The organism is Tsukamurella ocularis (assembly GCF_965138335.1).
Classification (GTDB): Bacteria; Actinomycetota; Actinomycetes; order Mycobacteriales; family Mycobacteriaceae; genus Tsukamurella; species Tsukamurella ocularis_A.
The window spans coordinates 162,670-178,220 of record NZ_CBCSDV010000006.1; the positions used below are offsets into that span (position 1 = coordinate 162,670).

Sequence of the window (15,551 nt, forward strand, 5' to 3'; positions counted from 1 at the left end):
GGCTATGCCCGCGCAGGTGGCGTGGGCAACGACGTGTGAGCTAGATCATCACTCCGGCTTGCGGCGGCGTCCGCCGCCCGAGCGCTCGGTGTCGGCGTTCATCCGCGCGATCAGATCGGCGACGGTGCTGCCCGACGTGTGCTGGCCGGCGTGACCGGCCTCGACCTGCTGCTCCTCGCGGTCCTCGGGGGCCTGCTGCGGCGGGGTGCGCTGCTGGTCCTGCGACCACGGCCGGCCCTGCTGTCCCGGCTGCTGGGCGCCCTGGAAGTGCGGGGCCTGCGGCGGCGCGGACTGGAACGGGGAGTACGGCGGCGCCGGATGCGTCGTCGGCGGGGTCGCCGGGGTGTCCGGCGTATACGGGCGCGGCGGCAGCGGCGAGCGGTAGCCGGACTGCGGCGCGAGCGGCACGAAGGGCTCGTCGTCGCCGTCGACGTGGTCGACGTGCTCCACGTCGACGGGCGGCTGCGCATCGGGGGCGGTCGACGCGGCGGGCGCGGGCGACGGCGCCGCGGGCGGCTCGTCGGTGACGACGTGGAAGACGGTGGTCGGCGACTCCTCCTGCGGCCGGTCGGCACCCGAGGGGCCCGCGGGCACCGTCGGACCGCCGGGGCCGGGCGGGACGGGCGCGGCCGGGACGTCGGTCACCGTCGCCTCGTCGATCGGCTCCTCGGCGACGGACGCGGCGCCGTAGTAGTCGTCGACGGCGGCGTCGGGCGCGGGGACCCCCGCGAAGTCCTGCTGCGCGCGGAAGCGGTCGTCGTCCTCGAAGACCGACTTCGCCCGCTGCGCGTCGATGGCGCGCTGCTCGGCGGCGGCGTAGAGCTCGCTGTACGACGGGCCGAGGTCGCGGCCCAGCAACTCCTCGAGGTTCGCGCGCAGCGCCAGCACCTCGGCCTTGAGCGCGGTGAGCTCCTCGTTCGCCTCGCCCCGGAGCTCCGCGCGGATGTCGCGTTCCACCTGCAGCTCGTACTCGCGGCGCGCGCTGATCTCGCGCTCCAGCTGGAGCCCGTAGACGGTCTTGAGGCCGGACTCCTTCGATTCGGCGGCGCGCAGGTCGCGCGAGTACCGCGCGATGAGGATCGCGGCGATGACGAGGCCCCACACCAACAGGATCAGCGAGACCAGGCCCCAGCGGCGGTCCTCCGAGAAGACCCACATCCCCGTGCCCACGACGGCGAGCAGGATCACCACGCCGAGCATCCACTGACCCGCCCCCGAGGAACGTCGCGGGACACGCTTTCGTGAACTCGGGATCGGTGGTTGCGTCATATCCGCGACCTTACCTTTTACCTGAGGTCGTATTCCTCAGGCTGGCGATGTGTCGGCGGGCTGGTCGTCGGGATCATCGGGCGTGCGGCAGCACCGCTCCAGCCACAGCGCGGCGGCCACGAGCAGCAGCGCGCCCGCGGCGCCGATCCACGCGCCGGGACGATCGGCGTGGGTCGCGGTCAGACTCGCGCCCTCCGTGAGGAGGAAGACGAGCATGCCGCCGAAGAAGCCCAGGGCGACGGCGCCGAGATAGGCGGACGCCTTCGCCAACGCGACGGCGCGGGCCACGGCGATGGGGTGGATCCGCCCCGGCCCCCACCCGACGTCGCCGCGGTCCAGCCGCGAACGCACGAGCTGCGCGATGTACAGGTCGGCGGCGGCGACGCCGTAGAGCAGCGCCCCCGCCCAGACGGGCACCACCGGGACGACGTTGCGCACCAGCAGGTACGCGCCGAGGCCCACGCCCAGCACGATCACCACCAGCTCGACCCAGCCGGTGGCGCGGACCGTCGGGCCGCCCGGCTCCTCGGGATCCCGGCCCTGGTCGTTCGACGCTCCGCTCACAGGCGGGTCACCTCCGCGGTCTCGTCGGCGGGCAACGCCCGCAGCAGGTCGTCGACGGGGCCGTGCCCGGGCAGGTACGCCTCCGGGTCGGCGTCCAGCCACGGGATCAACACGAACGCGCGCTGGTGCGCGCGGGGGTGCGGCAGGGTCAGCTCGGGATCGTCGGAGAGCACGGGCTCGCTCGCCACGCTCCCGGCGCCGGCATCCCATACGGCGATGACGTCGACGTCCAGCGTGCGCGGGCCCCAGCGGACGTCGCGGACGCGCTGCGCTGCGGCCTCCCGCTCGCGGGCGAAGGCCAGCCAGCCGGCGGCGTCGCGCTCCGGATCGTCGACGAGCACCGTCGCGTTGACGAAGTCGTCCTGCTGGACCCCGCCCCACGGCGGGGTGCGGTACAGCGCCGAGGCGCGGACGAGCGCCGGCCCGAGGGCCTCGATCGCGGCGCGCACGGCGACGTCCGCCGCGCCGAGGTTGGCGCCGAGCGAGAGGACGGCGCGGCTCACTGCACGCTCCGGGCGCCGGATCGGGAGCGCCGCGCGATGACGGCGACGTCGGCGAAGGACAGCGGGATGGGGGCGGAGGGTTTGTGCACCGTGACCTCGACCGCGTAGACCTTCTCGTCGGCCGCGATGTCGTCCGCGATCTCCGCGGCGACGGTCTCGATGAGGTTGCGCGGCTCCCCCGCCACGATGTCGTGCGCGCGCTGCGCGAGCGCCCCGTAGTCGACGGTGTCGTTCAGGTCGTCGGAGGCCGCCGCGGGCCGCGAGTCGACCCACAGCACCAGGTCGACGATGAATTCCTGCCCGTCGCGGCGCTCGTGCTCGAAGACGCCGTGGTTTCCCCGCACCCGTAGGCCCGTGAGCTCGATCCGGTCCGCCATGTCAGACACCGCCTTTCATCCAGGCATCGGTCACGGCGATCGCGTCCGCCGTCGACCGCACGTCGTGTACCCGCACGCCCCAGACGCCCGCCCGGGCGGCGAGCGCGGAGACCGCGGCGGTCGCCACCTCGCGGCCCGCGGGTTCGCGGCCGCCGAGGAGTTCGCCGAGGAAGCGCTTGCGCGAGGCGCCCACGAGGATCCGGAAACCCGTCTCCTGCAGGGTCGGCAGCCCGCGCAGCAGGGCCCAGTTGTGGGCCGCGTTCTTCGCGAAGCCGAGGCCCGGATCGAGCACGATCCGCTCGGGCGCGATGCCCGCGGCGACGGCAGCGTCGGCCTGGTGCAGCAATTCGTCACGCACCTCGGCCACGACGTCGTCGTACTCGGTGATCTCGTGGTGGATGCCGGCCCACACCGGTCCCGGCGCGCCCGGCGAGGGCCGCCAGTGCATGAGGATCCACGGGGCGTCCGAGTCGGCGACGACCCGCGTCATGTCCGGGTCGGCGCGGCCGCCGGAGACGTCGTTGACGATCGTCGCGCCCGCGCCGAGCGCGGCGGCGGCCACGGAGGCGCGCATCGTGTCCACGGAGACGGCGATGCCCTCGGCGGCCAGCGCCGAGATCACCGGCACCACACGGTCGCGCTCGACGTCGGCGGGCACGCGGTGCGCGCCGGGCCGGGTCGACTCCCCGCCCACGTCCACGATCGCGGCACCGTCGGCGACGAGGTCCCGCGCCCGCGCGACGGCGGCGCCGGGCTGGAGGTAGCGGCCACCGTCGGAGAAGGAATCGGCGGTGACGTTGACGACGCCCATGATGAGCGTTGCGCCCGGCTGCTCGGTCACCGGCGCAGGATCAGCTCGAGTGCTTCGGCGCGCGACGTCGCACTGTCCTTGAAGGCGCCGCGCACCGCCGACGTGGTGGTGCTCGCGCCCGGCTTGCGGATGCCGCGCATCGCCATGCACAGGTGCTCGGCCTCGATCACCACGATGACGCCGCGGGGGTCGAGCTTGCGGACCAGCGCGTCGGCGATCTGCGCGGTGAGCCGCTCCTGCACCTGCGGCCGCTTGGCGTACAGGTCCACCACGCGGGCCAGCTTGCTCAGCCCCGTGACCCGGCCGCTCTCGCCCGGCAGGTAGCCCACGTGCGCCACGCCGTGGAAGGAGACCAGGTGGTGCTCGCACGTCGAGTACATCGGGATGTCCTTGACCAGCACCAGCTCGTCGTGGTCCTCACCGAAGGTGGTGTCCAGCACCGAGTCCGGCTCGACGTGCAGCCCGCCGAAGACCTCCTGGAAGGCCCGCGCGACCCGCTCGGGGGTCTTCTGCAGGCCCTCGCGGTCCGGGTCCTCGCCGACGGCGATCAACAACTCGCGGACCGCGGCCACCGCACGCTCGTGGTCGAACGGGGCCACCGCGGCCCCGCCGTTCTTGCCCATCAGCTCTCGCTCGATCGGTCCGGGCCGGCCTGCTCCCCGCCCTGCCGACCGTCCTCGCCCGGGCCCTGCTCCTGGGGCCGGCCGCCCTGCGGCGCCTGCCCCTGCGGGGGCCACCCGGGCGCCGACCAGCCCGCGGGGGCGCCGTAGTCGGGGCGGCTGCCCTGCGGCGGCTGCTGCCCGTACTGGCCCTGCGGCTGGCCGCCGTACGGCCCGGGGGCCGGGTACTGCGGGCCGGGGTAGGCCTGCTGGCCGCCCCACTGGTAGCCGGGCTGGCCGTAGGCGGGCTGTGCCTGGGGTTGGCCCTGCTGGCCGTAGCCCGACGGTGCGCCGGGCGCGGGCCAGGGCTGTCCGGCCGGCGCGGGCACGCCCCACTGGCCGCCGTGACCGTTCTGCGCGGGCTGGGCGGCGGCGAGGGCCGCGGCCTTCTCCTGCTCCTGCTTGCGGCGCTCGGCCTCCTCGTCGACGGGCGGCCACGGCTCGCCCTTCTCGATCGCGATCTCCTTGGGAGTCTTGATCGGCGGCTTGGTCGACGGGATGCGGCTGCCGAAGTCGTCGAACTGGGTGATCCGCGGGCGCTTCTCGACGGACTCGAAGATCCGCTCGAGGTCCTTGCGGACCAGCGTCTCCTTGTCCAGCAGCTCGCCGGCCAGCACGTCGAGCACGTCGCGGTACTCGTTGAGGATGGCCCACGCCTCGGTGTGCGCCGCCTCGATGAGCGAGCGCACCTCCTCGTCGATCTGCGCGGCCACGGCGTCGGAGTACTGCGCGCCGCTGCCCATTCCGCGGCCCAGGAAGGGGTCGCCCTCGTCCTGCCCGTACTTCACGGCGCCGAGGCGCGCGCTCATGCCGTACTCGGTGACCATGGCACGAGCGATCTTGGTGGCCTGGTCGATGTCGCTCGACGCGCCCGTCGTGGGCGAGGCGAACACCAGCTCTTCGGCGGCGCGGCCGCCCATGGCGAAGATCAGCCGGCCGATCATCTCGTTGCGGGTGTACATGCCCTTGTCGTTCTCGGGCACGGCCAGCGCGTGGCCGCCGGTGCGGCCGCGGGCGAGCACCGTCACCTTGTAGACCGGGTCCAGGCCCTCCGTGGCCCACGCGGCCAGGGTGTGCCCGCCCTCGTGGTACGCGGTGACCTTCTTCTCGTGCTCGGAGATGATCCGGTTCTTGCGGCGCGGGCCGCCGACCACGCGGTCCACGGCCTCCTCGAGCGTCGCGGCCGTGATCAGGTTGCCGTTCTCGCGGGCCGTGAGCAGCGCGGCCTCGTTGACGACGTTGGCCAGGTCGGCGCCGGACATGCCGGGGGTCCGCTTGGCGAGGCCGCCCAGGTCCGCGTCCTGCGCGAGGGGCTTGCCCTTCGCGTGGACCTCGAGGATCTGCTTGCGGCCGGCCATGTCCGGGTTCGAGACGGGGATCTGCCGGTCGAAGCGGCCGGGGCGCAGCAGCGCGGGGTCCAGGATGTCGGGCCGGTTGGTGGCCGCGATGAGGATGATGCCCTGGCGGTCGCCGAAGCCGTCCATCTCGACGAGCAGCTGGTTGAGGGTCTGCTCGCGCTCGTCGTGGCCGCCGCCCAGGCCGGCGCCGCGCTGGCGGCCGACGGCGTCGATCTCGTCGACGAAGATGATGCAGGGGCTGTTCTCCTTGGCCTGCTCGAACAGGTCGCGCACGCGGGAGGCGCCGACGCCGACGAACATCTCGACGAAATCGGAACCGGAGATCGTGAAGAAGGGCACTCCCGCCTCGCCCGCGACGGCGCGCGCGAGCAGGGTCTTACCGGTGCCGGGCGGGCCGTAGAGCAGCACGCCCTTGGGGATCTTCGCGCCGAGGGCCTGGTAGCGGGCCGGGTTCTGCAGGAAGTCCTTGATCTCGTACAGCTCCTCGACCGCCTCGTCCGCGCCGGCGACGTCGGCGAACGTGGTCTTGGGCATGTCCTTGGTGAGCTGCTTGGCCTTGCTCTTGCCGAAGCCCATGACGCCGCCGCGGCCACCGCCCTGCATGCGGTTCATGAGGAAGAAGAACAGGCCGACCAGCAGCAGGATCGGAAGCAGCGTGAACAGCAGCATCGAGATCCACGGCGATTCCTGCGTCACGTTCGTGGTGTACGTGACGGGCTTGCCATCGGGGTTCTGCGCGTCCTGCACCAGCCCGAGGATGTCCCGGGACGTGCCGGCGGGGTACTTCGCGAAGACCTTCGTGGAGCCGTCGGTGCCGTGCTCGCCGTCGACGGCCTTCGCCAGCGTCACACGCAGCGTCTGCTCGCGGTCGTCGATCTGGACGTCGGTGACGTTCTTCGCCTCGAGCTGCTGCACGACCAGCGAGGTGGACGCGGGCTTGTAGTCGCGGTTGCTGCCGCCGACCATGGTGAACGCCCAGACGAGCAGGACGAATCCGGCGATGATCGCCAGCGTGCGGATGAGTGATTTCCGTTTCATATGGCTTCGCCTCGCGGCTCGTCAGTCCTTCTTCTTCCGGCGCGCGGCGGGCCGCGCAGGGTCGACTTCCCAGGTTACCGTGCACCGACGGGGCCGGGCCGCTCGCGTGGGTGCGCCCTGAGCGAACAACGTCCGTTTCGCGCAGATTACGCTGCCGTCGTGACCGAGAACAGCACCCCTCCCCCGTACCCCGCCGGCCCGCCGAATCCCGGCCCGGCGAATCACTACGGGCAGCAGCAGCCGTACGGACAGCCCGCCTTCGGCCAGCAGCAGCCGTACCCCGGGCAGGCGCCCGCTCCCGTCGACGTGCCGGAGCGCTGGCGCAGCCGCTTCGACTTCTTCGGTCGCTACGGGCAGCCCGCGTCGTCGCCCGAGGCGGCCGCCGCGTTCAAGCAGCTCTCGTTCGGGCGGCGCTTCCGTCTGGGCTTCAACGGGCCGGCCTTCTTCTTCGGGCCGATCTACTACGCGATCAAGGGCCCCTGGCGGAAGGGCCTGAGCCTGTTCGGCCTCGCCGTGGTGATCAGCCTGCTCATCAGCCTGGTCGAGGTCGCGCTGGACTTCGCCTTCCCGGCCGTCTCCTACGGCGTGGCGATCGGCCTGCTCTACTCGAGCGTCGCGAACTGGGCCTACTTCCTGCACGTCGCGCGCGGCAGCACCAGCTGGAACCCCTTCGAGGGCACGCCGATGATCCGCAAGCGCGGCTGACCCGCGCACGCGCTCCCCGGGGCGGCACCGGCGGACGCCCCCGGCCGGCGCGACTCCGTGGCTCGGCACCCTTTACGCCCGCCCATACAGAAGATGAATAACCGCAGGTTAGGGCAAGTGAATCGATGCCTACCAGCGGTTATTCATCTTCTGTATCGCCGCCCCGCAGCGGTGTGCCCCCTGACGGATCGGCGCGCCCCCGCGCATCCGCGGCGATTCGGCGGTTCGGTGCCGACCGCACGGCATCGAGTCGCGCGCATGTCTGAGATCGACCGGTTCCGGCTGGTTCTCGCGGTCGCGCGCGCCAGGAGCATCAGCGACGTCGCGCAGCGGACGGGGCTGTCCCAGCCCACGGTCACCCGCGCCGTCGCGGCGACCGAGCGGCTCGCCGGGTTTCCCCTGCGCCGAGACCGCCCTCAGACCTCGATCTTGGCCGCGAGGGCCAGCAGATCCGCCTCACCACCGGGGCGGGCGACGAGCTGCACGCCCTCGCCGAGGAAGGGCACCGTCATCGCGGGCCAGCCGACGAGGTTCCACAGCGGCGGGAACGGCGCGTAGGCGAGGCTGGGGATGGCGCTGGCCGCCCACGGCAGCTCGGCGTAGCGCCGGGCGGGCGCGGGGCGGCGGGCCAGTGCGGGCGTGACCAGCACGTCGATGCCCTCGGCGGCGAAGAACCGCTCCAGGGTCGATTCGATGCGCGCGGCATCGGCCGGCCGGACCAGGCCGCGGCGATCGACCGCCCGGCCGATCGCGGCGTGGCGTCGGGTCCGGGCCTGCAGGAGGGCCGGGTTCGCGCCCCGGGCGACGAGGTCGTCGGCGNCGGCCGCGGNGGCGGCCGCCCATCGGGCGAGCAACGGGAGCGGCGAGGCCGGGTACGGCACCGTCACCGCGCGCACCGCGTGCCCGCGCTCGGCGAGCCGGTCGGCGGCGCCGCGCACCGCCCGCGTGATCGCGCGCGAGGTGAAAGTGACGGCCGTCGGCCGGTTCAGCCCGAGACCGACGCGGATGCCGGCACCGTCGCCGATGGTCGCGAGCTCGGGGCGCTCCGCGAGCACGGCGAGGCCGAGGGCGGCGTCCTCGACGGTCCGTGCCATCGGCCCGTTCTCGGACATGCCGAACCAGTTCGTGGGGCCGAGCTGCGCGGGCACCACGCCGCGGCCGGGCTTGACGGCGACGAGCCCGGTGCACGCGGCGGGTCCGCGCAGGGAGCCGAGGCCGTCGTTGCCGTGCGCGAGCGGCACGTGGCCCGCGGCCACGACGGCGGCGCTGCCGCCGGAGCTCCCGCCCGCCGTGCGACCGGGCCGGTGGGGGTTGCCGACGACCTCGCGGGCGTCGTCCGTCATCGCCCACAGGCAGAGCTCGGGCACGCGGGTCAGGCCCACCACGACGGCGCCGGCGGCGCGCAGCCGCTTCACGACGGGGTGGTCGGCCTGCTCGACGGGCAGGTTCGCGCCGCAGGCCTCGGACACCCCGTCGAGCATGCGGTGGCCGGAGACGGCGACGTTGTCCTTGATCGCGATGGGCACGCCTGCGAGCGGAAGCGCGTAGCGGTCGGGCCGCGCGTCGACCGCGGCGGCCTCGGCGAGCGCCTGCTCGGGGCGCAGCACGCGCCAGCCGTGCACCGCGTCGTCACCGATGCGGGCCTGCGCCTGGCGGGTGGCGTCGACGGCCGTGAGCCGGCCCGATCGCACCCGCTCGGCGGTGGCCGCAGCGGTGAGCACGGTCATTCGCTGTAGACCTTGGGTTCCAGCACGCCGATGTAGGGCATATCGCGGTAGCGCTCGGCGTAGTCGAGGCCGTAGCCCACGACGAACTCGTTGGGGATGTCGAAGCCGACCCACTTCACGTCGACCTCCACGCGCACCGCGTCGGGCTTGCGGAGCAGCGTGACCACCTCGAGCGAGTTCGGCTGCCGGGTCGCGAGGTTGCGCAGCAGCCAGCTCAGCGTGAGGCCGGAGTCGATGATGTCCTCGACGATCAGCACGTCGCGGCCGGCGATGTCGCGGTCGAGGTCCTTGAGGATCCGCACCACGCCGGAGCTCGACGTCGACGAGCCGTAGCTGGAGACGGCCATGAACTCGAGCTGGGTGGGCACGGGCAGCGCGCGGGCCAGGTCGGTCACGAACATCACCGCGCCCTTGAGAACGGTGATCAGCAGGAGGTCGGTCTCCCGGTCGCCGTACTCCTCCGCGATCTGCGCCGCGAGTTCCGCGGTCCGCTGCTTGATCTGCTCCTCCGAGAGGACCACCGAGGCGATGTCTCCCGCGTACAACTCACCAGTGCCGTTCACCACGCTCTCAGAATGCCACCTGTCCGGTGCACCTGCAGCCGCCGCCCCGCACTTCCGCCCGGGATCGCGGTCGGACCCTGCCCGTGCCAATCGGTGACGAGGGCGTCGACCGCGGCGAGATGGCTACCGGTCAGCGCCCGCGCACCGCACCCCGCGAGCCACGTTCTCAGCGCCCGGACACGCAGGGCCGCAGGCAGTCCCGCGACCGCATCCACCGCGAGCTCGGGGCCCGACGGTGCCGGTGCCAGCGCGTCGAGCGCGTCGTTGTCGGCGCGCAGGGACGCCGCGGTGCGGGCCAGCGCTTCGGCCACTCCCCCGCCCAGGACGTCCTCGAGGAGCGGCAGCACCTCGGCGCGCACCCGCACGCGGGTGTACCGCGGGTCGAGGTTGTGCGGGTCCTCCCACGGGGTCAGCCCGAGCTCCGCGCAGGCGGCGCGGGTGTCGGCGCGGCGCACGCCCAGCAACGGCCTGCCGTAGGGCGCGGCCCAGGCCGCCATCCCGGCCAGGGAGCGCGCGCCACTGCCGCGGCCCAGGCCGAGCAGGACGGTCTCCGCCTGGTCGTCGAGGGTGTGCCCGAGCAGGACCGGGGCGCCGTCCCGGGCCGCGCCCAGCGCGGCGTACCGGGCGGCGCGGGCCGCGGCCTCGGGCCCGCCCGGGCCGCCGACCGCGACCGTCAGCACCGTCGCCCGCGCTCCGAGTTCGCGCGCCGTGGCCGCCGCTCGTTCCGCGACGGCGGCGGAGCCGTCCTGCAGGCCGTGATCGACGACGAGCGCGAGCACGTCGAGCCCCTCGGCGAGCGCGCCGGTGAGCAGGGCGAGCGAGTCGGCGCCGCCGGACAGCGCCACGGCCACCGTCGGGCCGGATCCGTGGGCGGCGCGCCAGGCCCGGACGGCGTGCCGCACGCGCAGCGCCGCCGGCCCGGGACGGTTCACAGGACCCGGGCGATCCATCGCTGCGGCGCGTCGAGTTCGTCGGGCAGCGGCAGCGTGTCGGGGCCGGTCCACACCCGGTTGAACCGCTCCATCCCCACCTCGGCGACCACGGCGTCGACGAACTTCTTGCCGCGCACGTACTGCGCGATCTTCGCGTCCATGCCCATCAGGGCGCGCAGGAGCCGCTGGAACGGATTCGACGGTGCCGCGCGCCGCCGGTCGAAGGCGGCGCGGATCGTCGCGACGGTGGGGATCACGGCCGGTCCGGCGGCGTCCATGACGTGATCGGCGTGCCCCTCCAGCAGCGTCCCGAGCATGAGGAGCCGCTCGACCGCCGCGAACTGCTCCGGCGGGGCGGCGATCTCGAGCACGCCGATGATGCCGCTGTGCCGGGCCCCGCCGGACAGGGCGTTCCGCGTGCGGGCGAGGAGGTCGCCGACGGAGCCCGCCCCGTCCGTGCCCGCGAGGGCGGCGACGTTCTCCCGCATGTAGTCCCGCAGCCACGGGTTGGCGGCGAACTGCACGCGGTGGGTGACCTCGTGCAGGCACACCCACATCCGGAAGTCCGCGGGCCGCAGCCGCAGCGCCCGCTCGACGGCGAGCACGTTGGGGACCACGAGCAGCAGCTCGCCGCCCTCGACGCCCTCGACGCCGAAGGGATCGTATTGGCCCAGAACGGATCCGGCGACCATACCGAGCATGGCGCCGGCCTGCACGCCCGCGAGGCGGGCGCCGAGGCCGGGGTGCCGCGCGTTCTCGGGCTCGATCAGCGCCTCCATCGACCGGGCCGCGGCCGAGACCCATTCGCGTCGGTCCACCGTGCGGGCGGGCGGCACTGCGCCGGGGGTGACGAGGCCGGTGACGCGCAGGACGTGCTCCTCCGCCGCGACGGCGTCCGCGAGCAGTTCCTCGGCGGCGCGCTCGCGCGTGTAGTCGGTGGTGGCGGGGCCGTCGCCGAGGATCCTGGCGACGCGGCGGCCGGACGCGGCGGCGACCGCCCAGTCCACCTGCGCGCGTACCGTCGTCGACTCGTCCATGGCGATCAGCTGCACCCGCAGCCGCGGAGCGCGGTGGTCACGGCGTCCATGGCGGGCCGGGCCACGTCGACCGGCGTGCCGGAGGACATGAGCGTGAAGGTGAGGACGGCACCGTCGCGCCCGGGCACGTACCCGGCGAGCGTGGAGACGCCCGACAGGCTCCCGGTCTTGGCGCGCACGTATCCCGCGCCCGGCCGGTTGACGGTGGTGTACCGGTCGGCGAGGGTGCCGGTGGCGGCGGCGACGGGCAGCAGGTCGAGCAGGGGCCGCAGCTGGGGCTTGCCGGCGCTCGCGGCCCCGGTGACGATGCCGTCGAGCACCGCCGCGGGGATCCGGTTGGCGATGGACAGGCCGCTGGTGTCGGAGAGCTCGACGCCGGTGAGGTCGAATCCGGCGGTCCGCAGCGCGGCGACGACGGCGCGGGCGGCACCGTCGAACGAGGGCGGCTGGTTCGTGGCGAGCGCGACCTCGCGGCCGATGGCCTCGGCGAGAACGTTGTCCGACTGCACCAACGCGTCGTGCAGGCGGGTGCTCAGCGGCGCACTGTGGACGGCGGCGAGCTGCGCGGCGCCCTGCGGCGCGGTGCCCTCGGCGACGGCGGTCGGCGGCAGGCCCAGCGCGGCGGCGAGCGCGCGGCCGGCGGTCAGCGCGGGGTCGGAGACGCGTGGCGAGTAGTCCTCGGCGGGCCGGATGCGGCCGGAGTCCGCGATGAGCGACTGCAGCGGGGTGACGTCGCCGCCGGCGATGTCCGCGCGCTCCCAGCCGCGCGCGAAGTCCGTCCCGGTGTACAGCGAGGTGTCGACGGTGATCCGGGTGATCGGCGTACCGGCGCGGCGGAGCTGCGCGGCGAGGTCGGCGATCTTCGGGGCGTCGGTGAAGAGCGACTGCCCGCCCGCGCGGAGCGTGGGATCGCCCGCGCCCACCAGCACGGCCTCGCCGGGCGCGGCGCCCGCGACCACGGTGGTGGTGATCCGCTTGTCCGCCGGGAGGGTGAGCAGCGCGGCGGCTGCCGTGAGCACCTTGGTGGTCGACGCGGGCGTGCGGGGGCGGGCCGCGTCGCGCTGCCAGAGCACCCGCCCGGTTCCGGCATCGGCGATGACGCCGGTGAAGTCGCCCAGGTCGGGATTGCGCAGGGCCGCCTCGATCTGGCTGGTGACCCCGGCGGCGCTCGGCGCGACGGTGCCGGTCGTCTGCTCGATCGAGGATCGGTACGGCGCCTCGACGGGGCGTTGCGGCACCCTGTCGGCGAGGTCCTGGCGATCCCGGTAGACGCCGTAGCCGAGGGTGGCCGCGACGGCGCCGACGACGACCAGCGCCAGCACGACCACGGTGATCGCGAGGCGCAGGAGAGTCCGTCGAATTCGCGAGCGTCGCACCGTACCACCCTAACGGCACCCCGGCCCGGGTATCCTCGGCGTGCATGGTTGACGCGAGCGAAGGGAAACAATGAGCGTCGAATTCGAGGTCACGGTCGAGATCGCCAAGGGCTCGCGGAACAAGTACGAGGTGGATCACAAGACCGGTCGCCTCAAGCTGGACCGCTACCTGTACACGTCGTTCGGCTACCCCACCGACTACGGCTACATCGAGGACACCCTGGGCGAGGACGGCGATCCGCTCGACGCGCTCGTGCTGCTGCAGGAGTCGGTGATCCCCGGATCGCTCGTCGACTGCCGCGCCATCGGCATGTTCAAGATGGAGGACGAGAAGGGCGGCGACGACAAGGTGCTCGTCGTGCCCGCCGGCGATCCCCGTTGGGACTCGGTGCAGGACATCGGCGACATCGACAAGTTCGAGCTGGACGCCATCGAGCACTTCTTCGTGCACTACAAGGACCTCGAGCCCGGCAAGTTCGTCAAGGGCTCGTCGTGGGTGGGCAAGAAGGAGGCCGAGGAGGAGATCGCACGCTCGGTCGCCCGCGCCGAGACCGCCGGGTCCGAGGCGCACTGACGCAGGGCTTCAGCACCCGTACGAGAGCGGCGGCGAGGATCTCCTCGCCGCCGCTCTCGTCCGTTCCGGGACTACAGCTTGCCGGCGATGCGCGTGACCACATCGTCGAACGTCGCGGCGTCGTACGTACCGTTCGCGCCCGGGTTCGCGTTCACCATCGCGAGCACGCCGTTCTTCGTGAAGTACGCCGACGCCGAGCGCGCCGTCTTCTCGTTCGCTGTGCGGGCGAACTCGAACACGAAGCCCTGCGCCCCCGCGGCTCCGGCGGGCAGGTCCTTGCGGGTGGTCGTCTGCTTGAGCGCGCCGCCGCCGTACTCGATCGCCGCGCACTCGCCGGTTCCCGCAGCCTCGAACACCGACAGCCGCGCCGAGGCGGGAAGCAGGGTCACCCCGAAGCCCAAGGACTTGTCCTTGGACAACGTCTGCTGCACGCCGAACTTGATCGTCTCGACCAGCTCCTGCTGCAGTGCGACGTTCTTCTCCTTGCACCCCGCCGGGGTGATCGTGGCGGCCTGCACCTGCCCGACGGACTGCAGCGCGGACTCGAACGCCGTGTCGTTCGGCACGGTGGCGAGCTCGAATCCCGCGGGCAGGTCCGCCTGCACGAGGGCCTTGGCGGGCACGTCGACGTCCGGGACGGCGGACGACGGGGCCGCGGCGTCGTCGCCGCCCCCGCCGCAGCCGGCGAGCAGCAGGCCCGACGCGACGACCGCCGCGAGGATGCCGAGGGAACGGGTCGGGTCACTGCGGCGCAACGGCTTTCTCCTGCCGATCGGGGTCGTGGATCGGGCTAGACCTTACCGAACCGCTGCAGGAACGACGCCGTGAAGCCCGGGTAGGCCCCGTCCCGGATCGCCCGCCGCGCGGCCGCGGCGAGGGACACGAAGAAGTGCTCGTTGTGCAGGGCGCACAGGGTCACGGCGAGCCCCTCGTTCGCGGCGAAGAGATGGTGCACGTAGGCGCGGGTGAAGGCGTCGGTCCGGTTGGCACCGCCCGGTCGCCCCTCGGCGGGGTCGAGCGGCCGGAAGTCCGCGCGCAGCGCGGGATCGGTGACGTCGAGAACGCCCGAGGACGTGTAGACCAGGCCCTCGGCGCCCGCTCGCGCGGGCTCGACGCCGTCGAGCAGGTCGACGCCGGCCTCGATCGCGGCGAGCAGATCGGCCGGGCCGGTGATCGCGCCGAGGTAGCGCGGCCGGTCGGTCTCGAGTTCGCCGACGGCGGCGCGGAGCAGCGCGGCCTCGCCCGCGGGCGCGGCGACGCCCTCGATCCGGTACCCGCCGAAGCCCAGTCCCCCGGCCCGGCGGTCCTCGTCGGCGAGCCTGCGCAGCGCGCGGGCCGCGGACCGTCGACGCTCGGGGTCGGCGCCGCCGGTCACGACGGCCCAGAGGGAGAGGGCGTCGTGCCGGTCGGCGGTCTGCCAGGCGTGCTCCGCGAGCGCGCGGCGGGCCCACCGCTCCGTCCGCGCGGGGTCGTCCGGGTCGGCGAGCGCGAACGCGACGTCGAAGCCCATCCGGTGCGCGAGGCGCACCGCCTCCTCGGGGTCCCAGCGGTGCGGCGAACCGTCGAGCCGGCCGCGGAAGGCGATGCCCTCGTCGGTGATCCGCGTCTTGCGCTGCTCGGCGACGGCGGCGACGCCGGTATCGGCGATGGTGGGCGCCGCCCAGGCCATCGCGGCGCCGATGCCGCCGGCGCCCTCAATGACGGCGACGCCGGGCTGCAGGTACAGCTCGTGCAGGTCGACGGTGAGCGCCGCGGCGCCGAGGTCCGTCAGCTCGCGCGGGGTGAGGCCGGCGATCGCGCCGCGGCTGGCCACCGGGATGTAGGCGGGCGTGGCGATCTCGCCGCGGGGCAGCACCATCCGGCCCGCCCGCGCGCCGCCCGGGCCGGTGGCCTCGACGGCGAACCGGACGGGGTCGGTGGTGCCGGAGGCGCGCAGCCGGGTGTTGCCGGCGATCGCCCGGTAGCCGGTGCGCAGCTCGGCGAGTTCGGCGGCGAGCGAGGCGTTCTGGGCCCGGAGTTCGTCGATCTCGGAGCGGGAGGCCGCGGCCTGCTCGGGCG

Annotated in this window: 16 protein-coding genes and 2 pseudogenes; 3 read left to right on the top strand and 15 right to left on the bottom strand. The window is 73.9% G+C overall.

Annotation, left to right across the window (positions count from 1 at the left end):
* Positions 1-48: 48 nt before the first annotated feature.
* From ACNAYW_RS08450 to ftsH, 7 genes are all read right to left on the bottom strand, one after another.
* The gene (locus ACNAYW_RS08450; protein WP_415849257.1) at positions 49-1,200 is read right to left on the bottom strand and encodes a DUF6779 domain-containing protein; all 1,152 of its coding nucleotides are present in this window, start codon (positions 1,198-1,200) and stop codon (positions 49-51) included.
* Between the two features lie 105 nt (positions 1,201-1,305).
* A complete protein-coding gene (locus tag ACNAYW_RS08455; protein ID WP_415849258.1) occupies positions 1,306-1,833 on the bottom strand; it encodes a DUF3180 domain-containing protein in 528 nt (175 codons plus the stop codon).
* Positions 1,830-2,336, bottom strand: coding sequence for a 2-amino-4-hydroxy-6-hydroxymethyldihydropteridine diphosphokinase (gene folK, locus ACNAYW_RS08460; protein WP_415849259.1), 507 nt, complete (start codon positions 2,334-2,336; stop codon positions 1,830-1,832). The genes ACNAYW_RS08455 and folK overlap by 4 nt, the downstream gene beginning before the upstream one ends.
* On the bottom strand, positions 2,333-2,713 hold the full coding sequence (gene folB, locus ACNAYW_RS08465) for a dihydroneopterin aldolase (protein ID WP_415849260.1): 381 nt from the start codon (positions 2,711-2,713) through the stop codon (positions 2,333-2,335). The genes folK and folB overlap by 4 nt, the downstream gene beginning before the upstream one ends.
* A gap of 1 nt (position 2,714) precedes the next feature.
* Positions 2,715-3,524 carry a dihydropteroate synthase gene (folP, locus tag ACNAYW_RS08470; protein ID WP_415849275.1) on the bottom strand — a complete coding sequence of 270 codons (810 nt, stop codon included), beginning with the start codon at positions 3,522-3,524 and terminating at the stop codon, positions 2,715-2,717.
* Between the two features lie 26 nt (positions 3,525-3,550).
* Positions 3,551-4,147 (bottom strand): GTP cyclohydrolase I FolE, encoded by a 597-nt coding sequence (gene folE / locus ACNAYW_RS08475; protein ID WP_415849261.1) that lies wholly within the window; start codon positions 4,145-4,147, stop codon positions 3,551-3,553.
* Positions 4,147-6,579 carry an ATP-dependent zinc metalloprotease FtsH gene (ftsH, locus tag ACNAYW_RS08480; RefSeq protein WP_415849262.1) on the bottom strand — a complete coding sequence of 811 codons (2,433 nt, stop codon included), beginning with the start codon at positions 6,577-6,579 and terminating at the stop codon, positions 4,147-4,149. The genes folE and ftsH overlap by 1 nt, the downstream gene beginning before the upstream one ends.
* 159 nt (positions 6,580-6,738) lie before the next feature.
* Between ftsH and ACNAYW_RS08485 the strand changes: the two genes are divergently transcribed.
* On the top strand, positions 6,739-7,284 hold the full coding sequence (locus ACNAYW_RS08485) for a DUF2628 domain-containing protein (RefSeq protein WP_415849263.1): 546 nt from the start codon (positions 6,739-6,741) through the stop codon (positions 7,282-7,284).
* 258 nt (positions 7,285-7,542) lie between these two features.
* Positions 7,543-7,842, top strand: coding sequence for a helix-turn-helix domain-containing protein (locus ACNAYW_RS08490; RefSeq protein ID WP_415849264.1), 300 nt, complete (start codon positions 7,543-7,545; stop codon positions 7,840-7,842).
* Here ACNAYW_RS08490 and ACNAYW_RS08495 read toward each other — a convergent pair.
* The 6 genes and pseudogenes from ACNAYW_RS08495 to dacB form a co-directional block, all read right to left on the bottom strand.
* Positions 7,740-8,103 (bottom strand): annotated as a pseudogene (locus tag ACNAYW_RS08495) (amidase); the annotation flags it as partial. The gene ACNAYW_RS08490 and the pseudogene ACNAYW_RS08495 sit on opposite strands and share 103 nt — an antisense overlap.
* A gap of 11 nt (positions 8,104-8,114) precedes the next feature.
* Positions 8,115-9,011: pseudogene (locus tag ACNAYW_RS08500) on the bottom strand (amidase family protein); the annotation flags it as partial.
* Positions 9,008-9,574 carry a hypoxanthine phosphoribosyltransferase gene (hpt, locus tag ACNAYW_RS08505; protein ID WP_068524691.1) on the bottom strand — a complete coding sequence of 189 codons (567 nt, stop codon included), beginning with the start codon at positions 9,572-9,574 and terminating at the stop codon, positions 9,008-9,010. The gene hpt and the pseudogene ACNAYW_RS08500, both read right to left, overlap by 4 nt.
* Positions 9,571-10,524 (bottom strand): tRNA lysidine(34) synthetase TilS, encoded by a 954-nt coding sequence (gene tilS, locus ACNAYW_RS08510; protein ID WP_415849265.1) that lies wholly within the window; start codon positions 10,522-10,524, stop codon positions 9,571-9,573. Before tilS ends, hpt begins: the two co-directional genes overlap by 4 nt.
* A complete protein-coding gene (locus tag ACNAYW_RS08515) occupies positions 10,503-11,558 on the bottom strand; it encodes a zinc-dependent metalloprotease (RefSeq protein WP_415849266.1) in 1,056 nt (351 codons plus the stop codon). The genes tilS and ACNAYW_RS08515 overlap by 22 nt, the downstream gene beginning before the upstream one ends.
* Positions 11,549-12,919: a D-alanyl-D-alanine carboxypeptidase/D-alanyl-D-alanine endopeptidase gene (gene dacB, locus ACNAYW_RS08520; protein ID WP_415849267.1), complete on the bottom strand. Its 1,371-nt coding sequence runs from the start codon at positions 12,917-12,919 to the stop codon at positions 11,549-11,551. Before dacB ends, ACNAYW_RS08515 begins: the two co-directional genes overlap by 10 nt.
* A gap of 70 nt (positions 12,920-12,989) precedes the next feature.
* On the opposite strand from dacB, the gene ACNAYW_RS08525 reads away from it, so the two are divergent.
* Positions 12,990-13,493 carry an inorganic diphosphatase gene (locus ACNAYW_RS08525; RefSeq protein WP_415849268.1) on the top strand — a complete coding sequence of 168 codons (504 nt, stop codon included), beginning with the start codon at positions 12,990-12,992 and terminating at the stop codon, positions 13,491-13,493.
* Between the two features lie 71 nt (positions 13,494-13,564).
* Here ACNAYW_RS08525 and ACNAYW_RS08530 read toward each other — a convergent pair whose 3' ends face one another.
* Both ACNAYW_RS08530 and ACNAYW_RS08535 read right to left on the bottom strand, forming a co-directional pair.
* Positions 13,565-14,248: a hypothetical protein gene (locus ACNAYW_RS08530; protein ID WP_415849269.1), complete on the bottom strand. Its 684-nt coding sequence runs from the start codon at positions 14,246-14,248 to the stop codon at positions 13,565-13,567.
* 35 nt (positions 14,249-14,283) lie between these two features.
* A partial coding sequence (locus tag ACNAYW_RS08535; RefSeq protein ID WP_415849270.1) for a tRNA-guanine transglycosylase occupies positions 14,284-15,551 on the bottom strand: 1,268 nt, incomplete at its 5' end.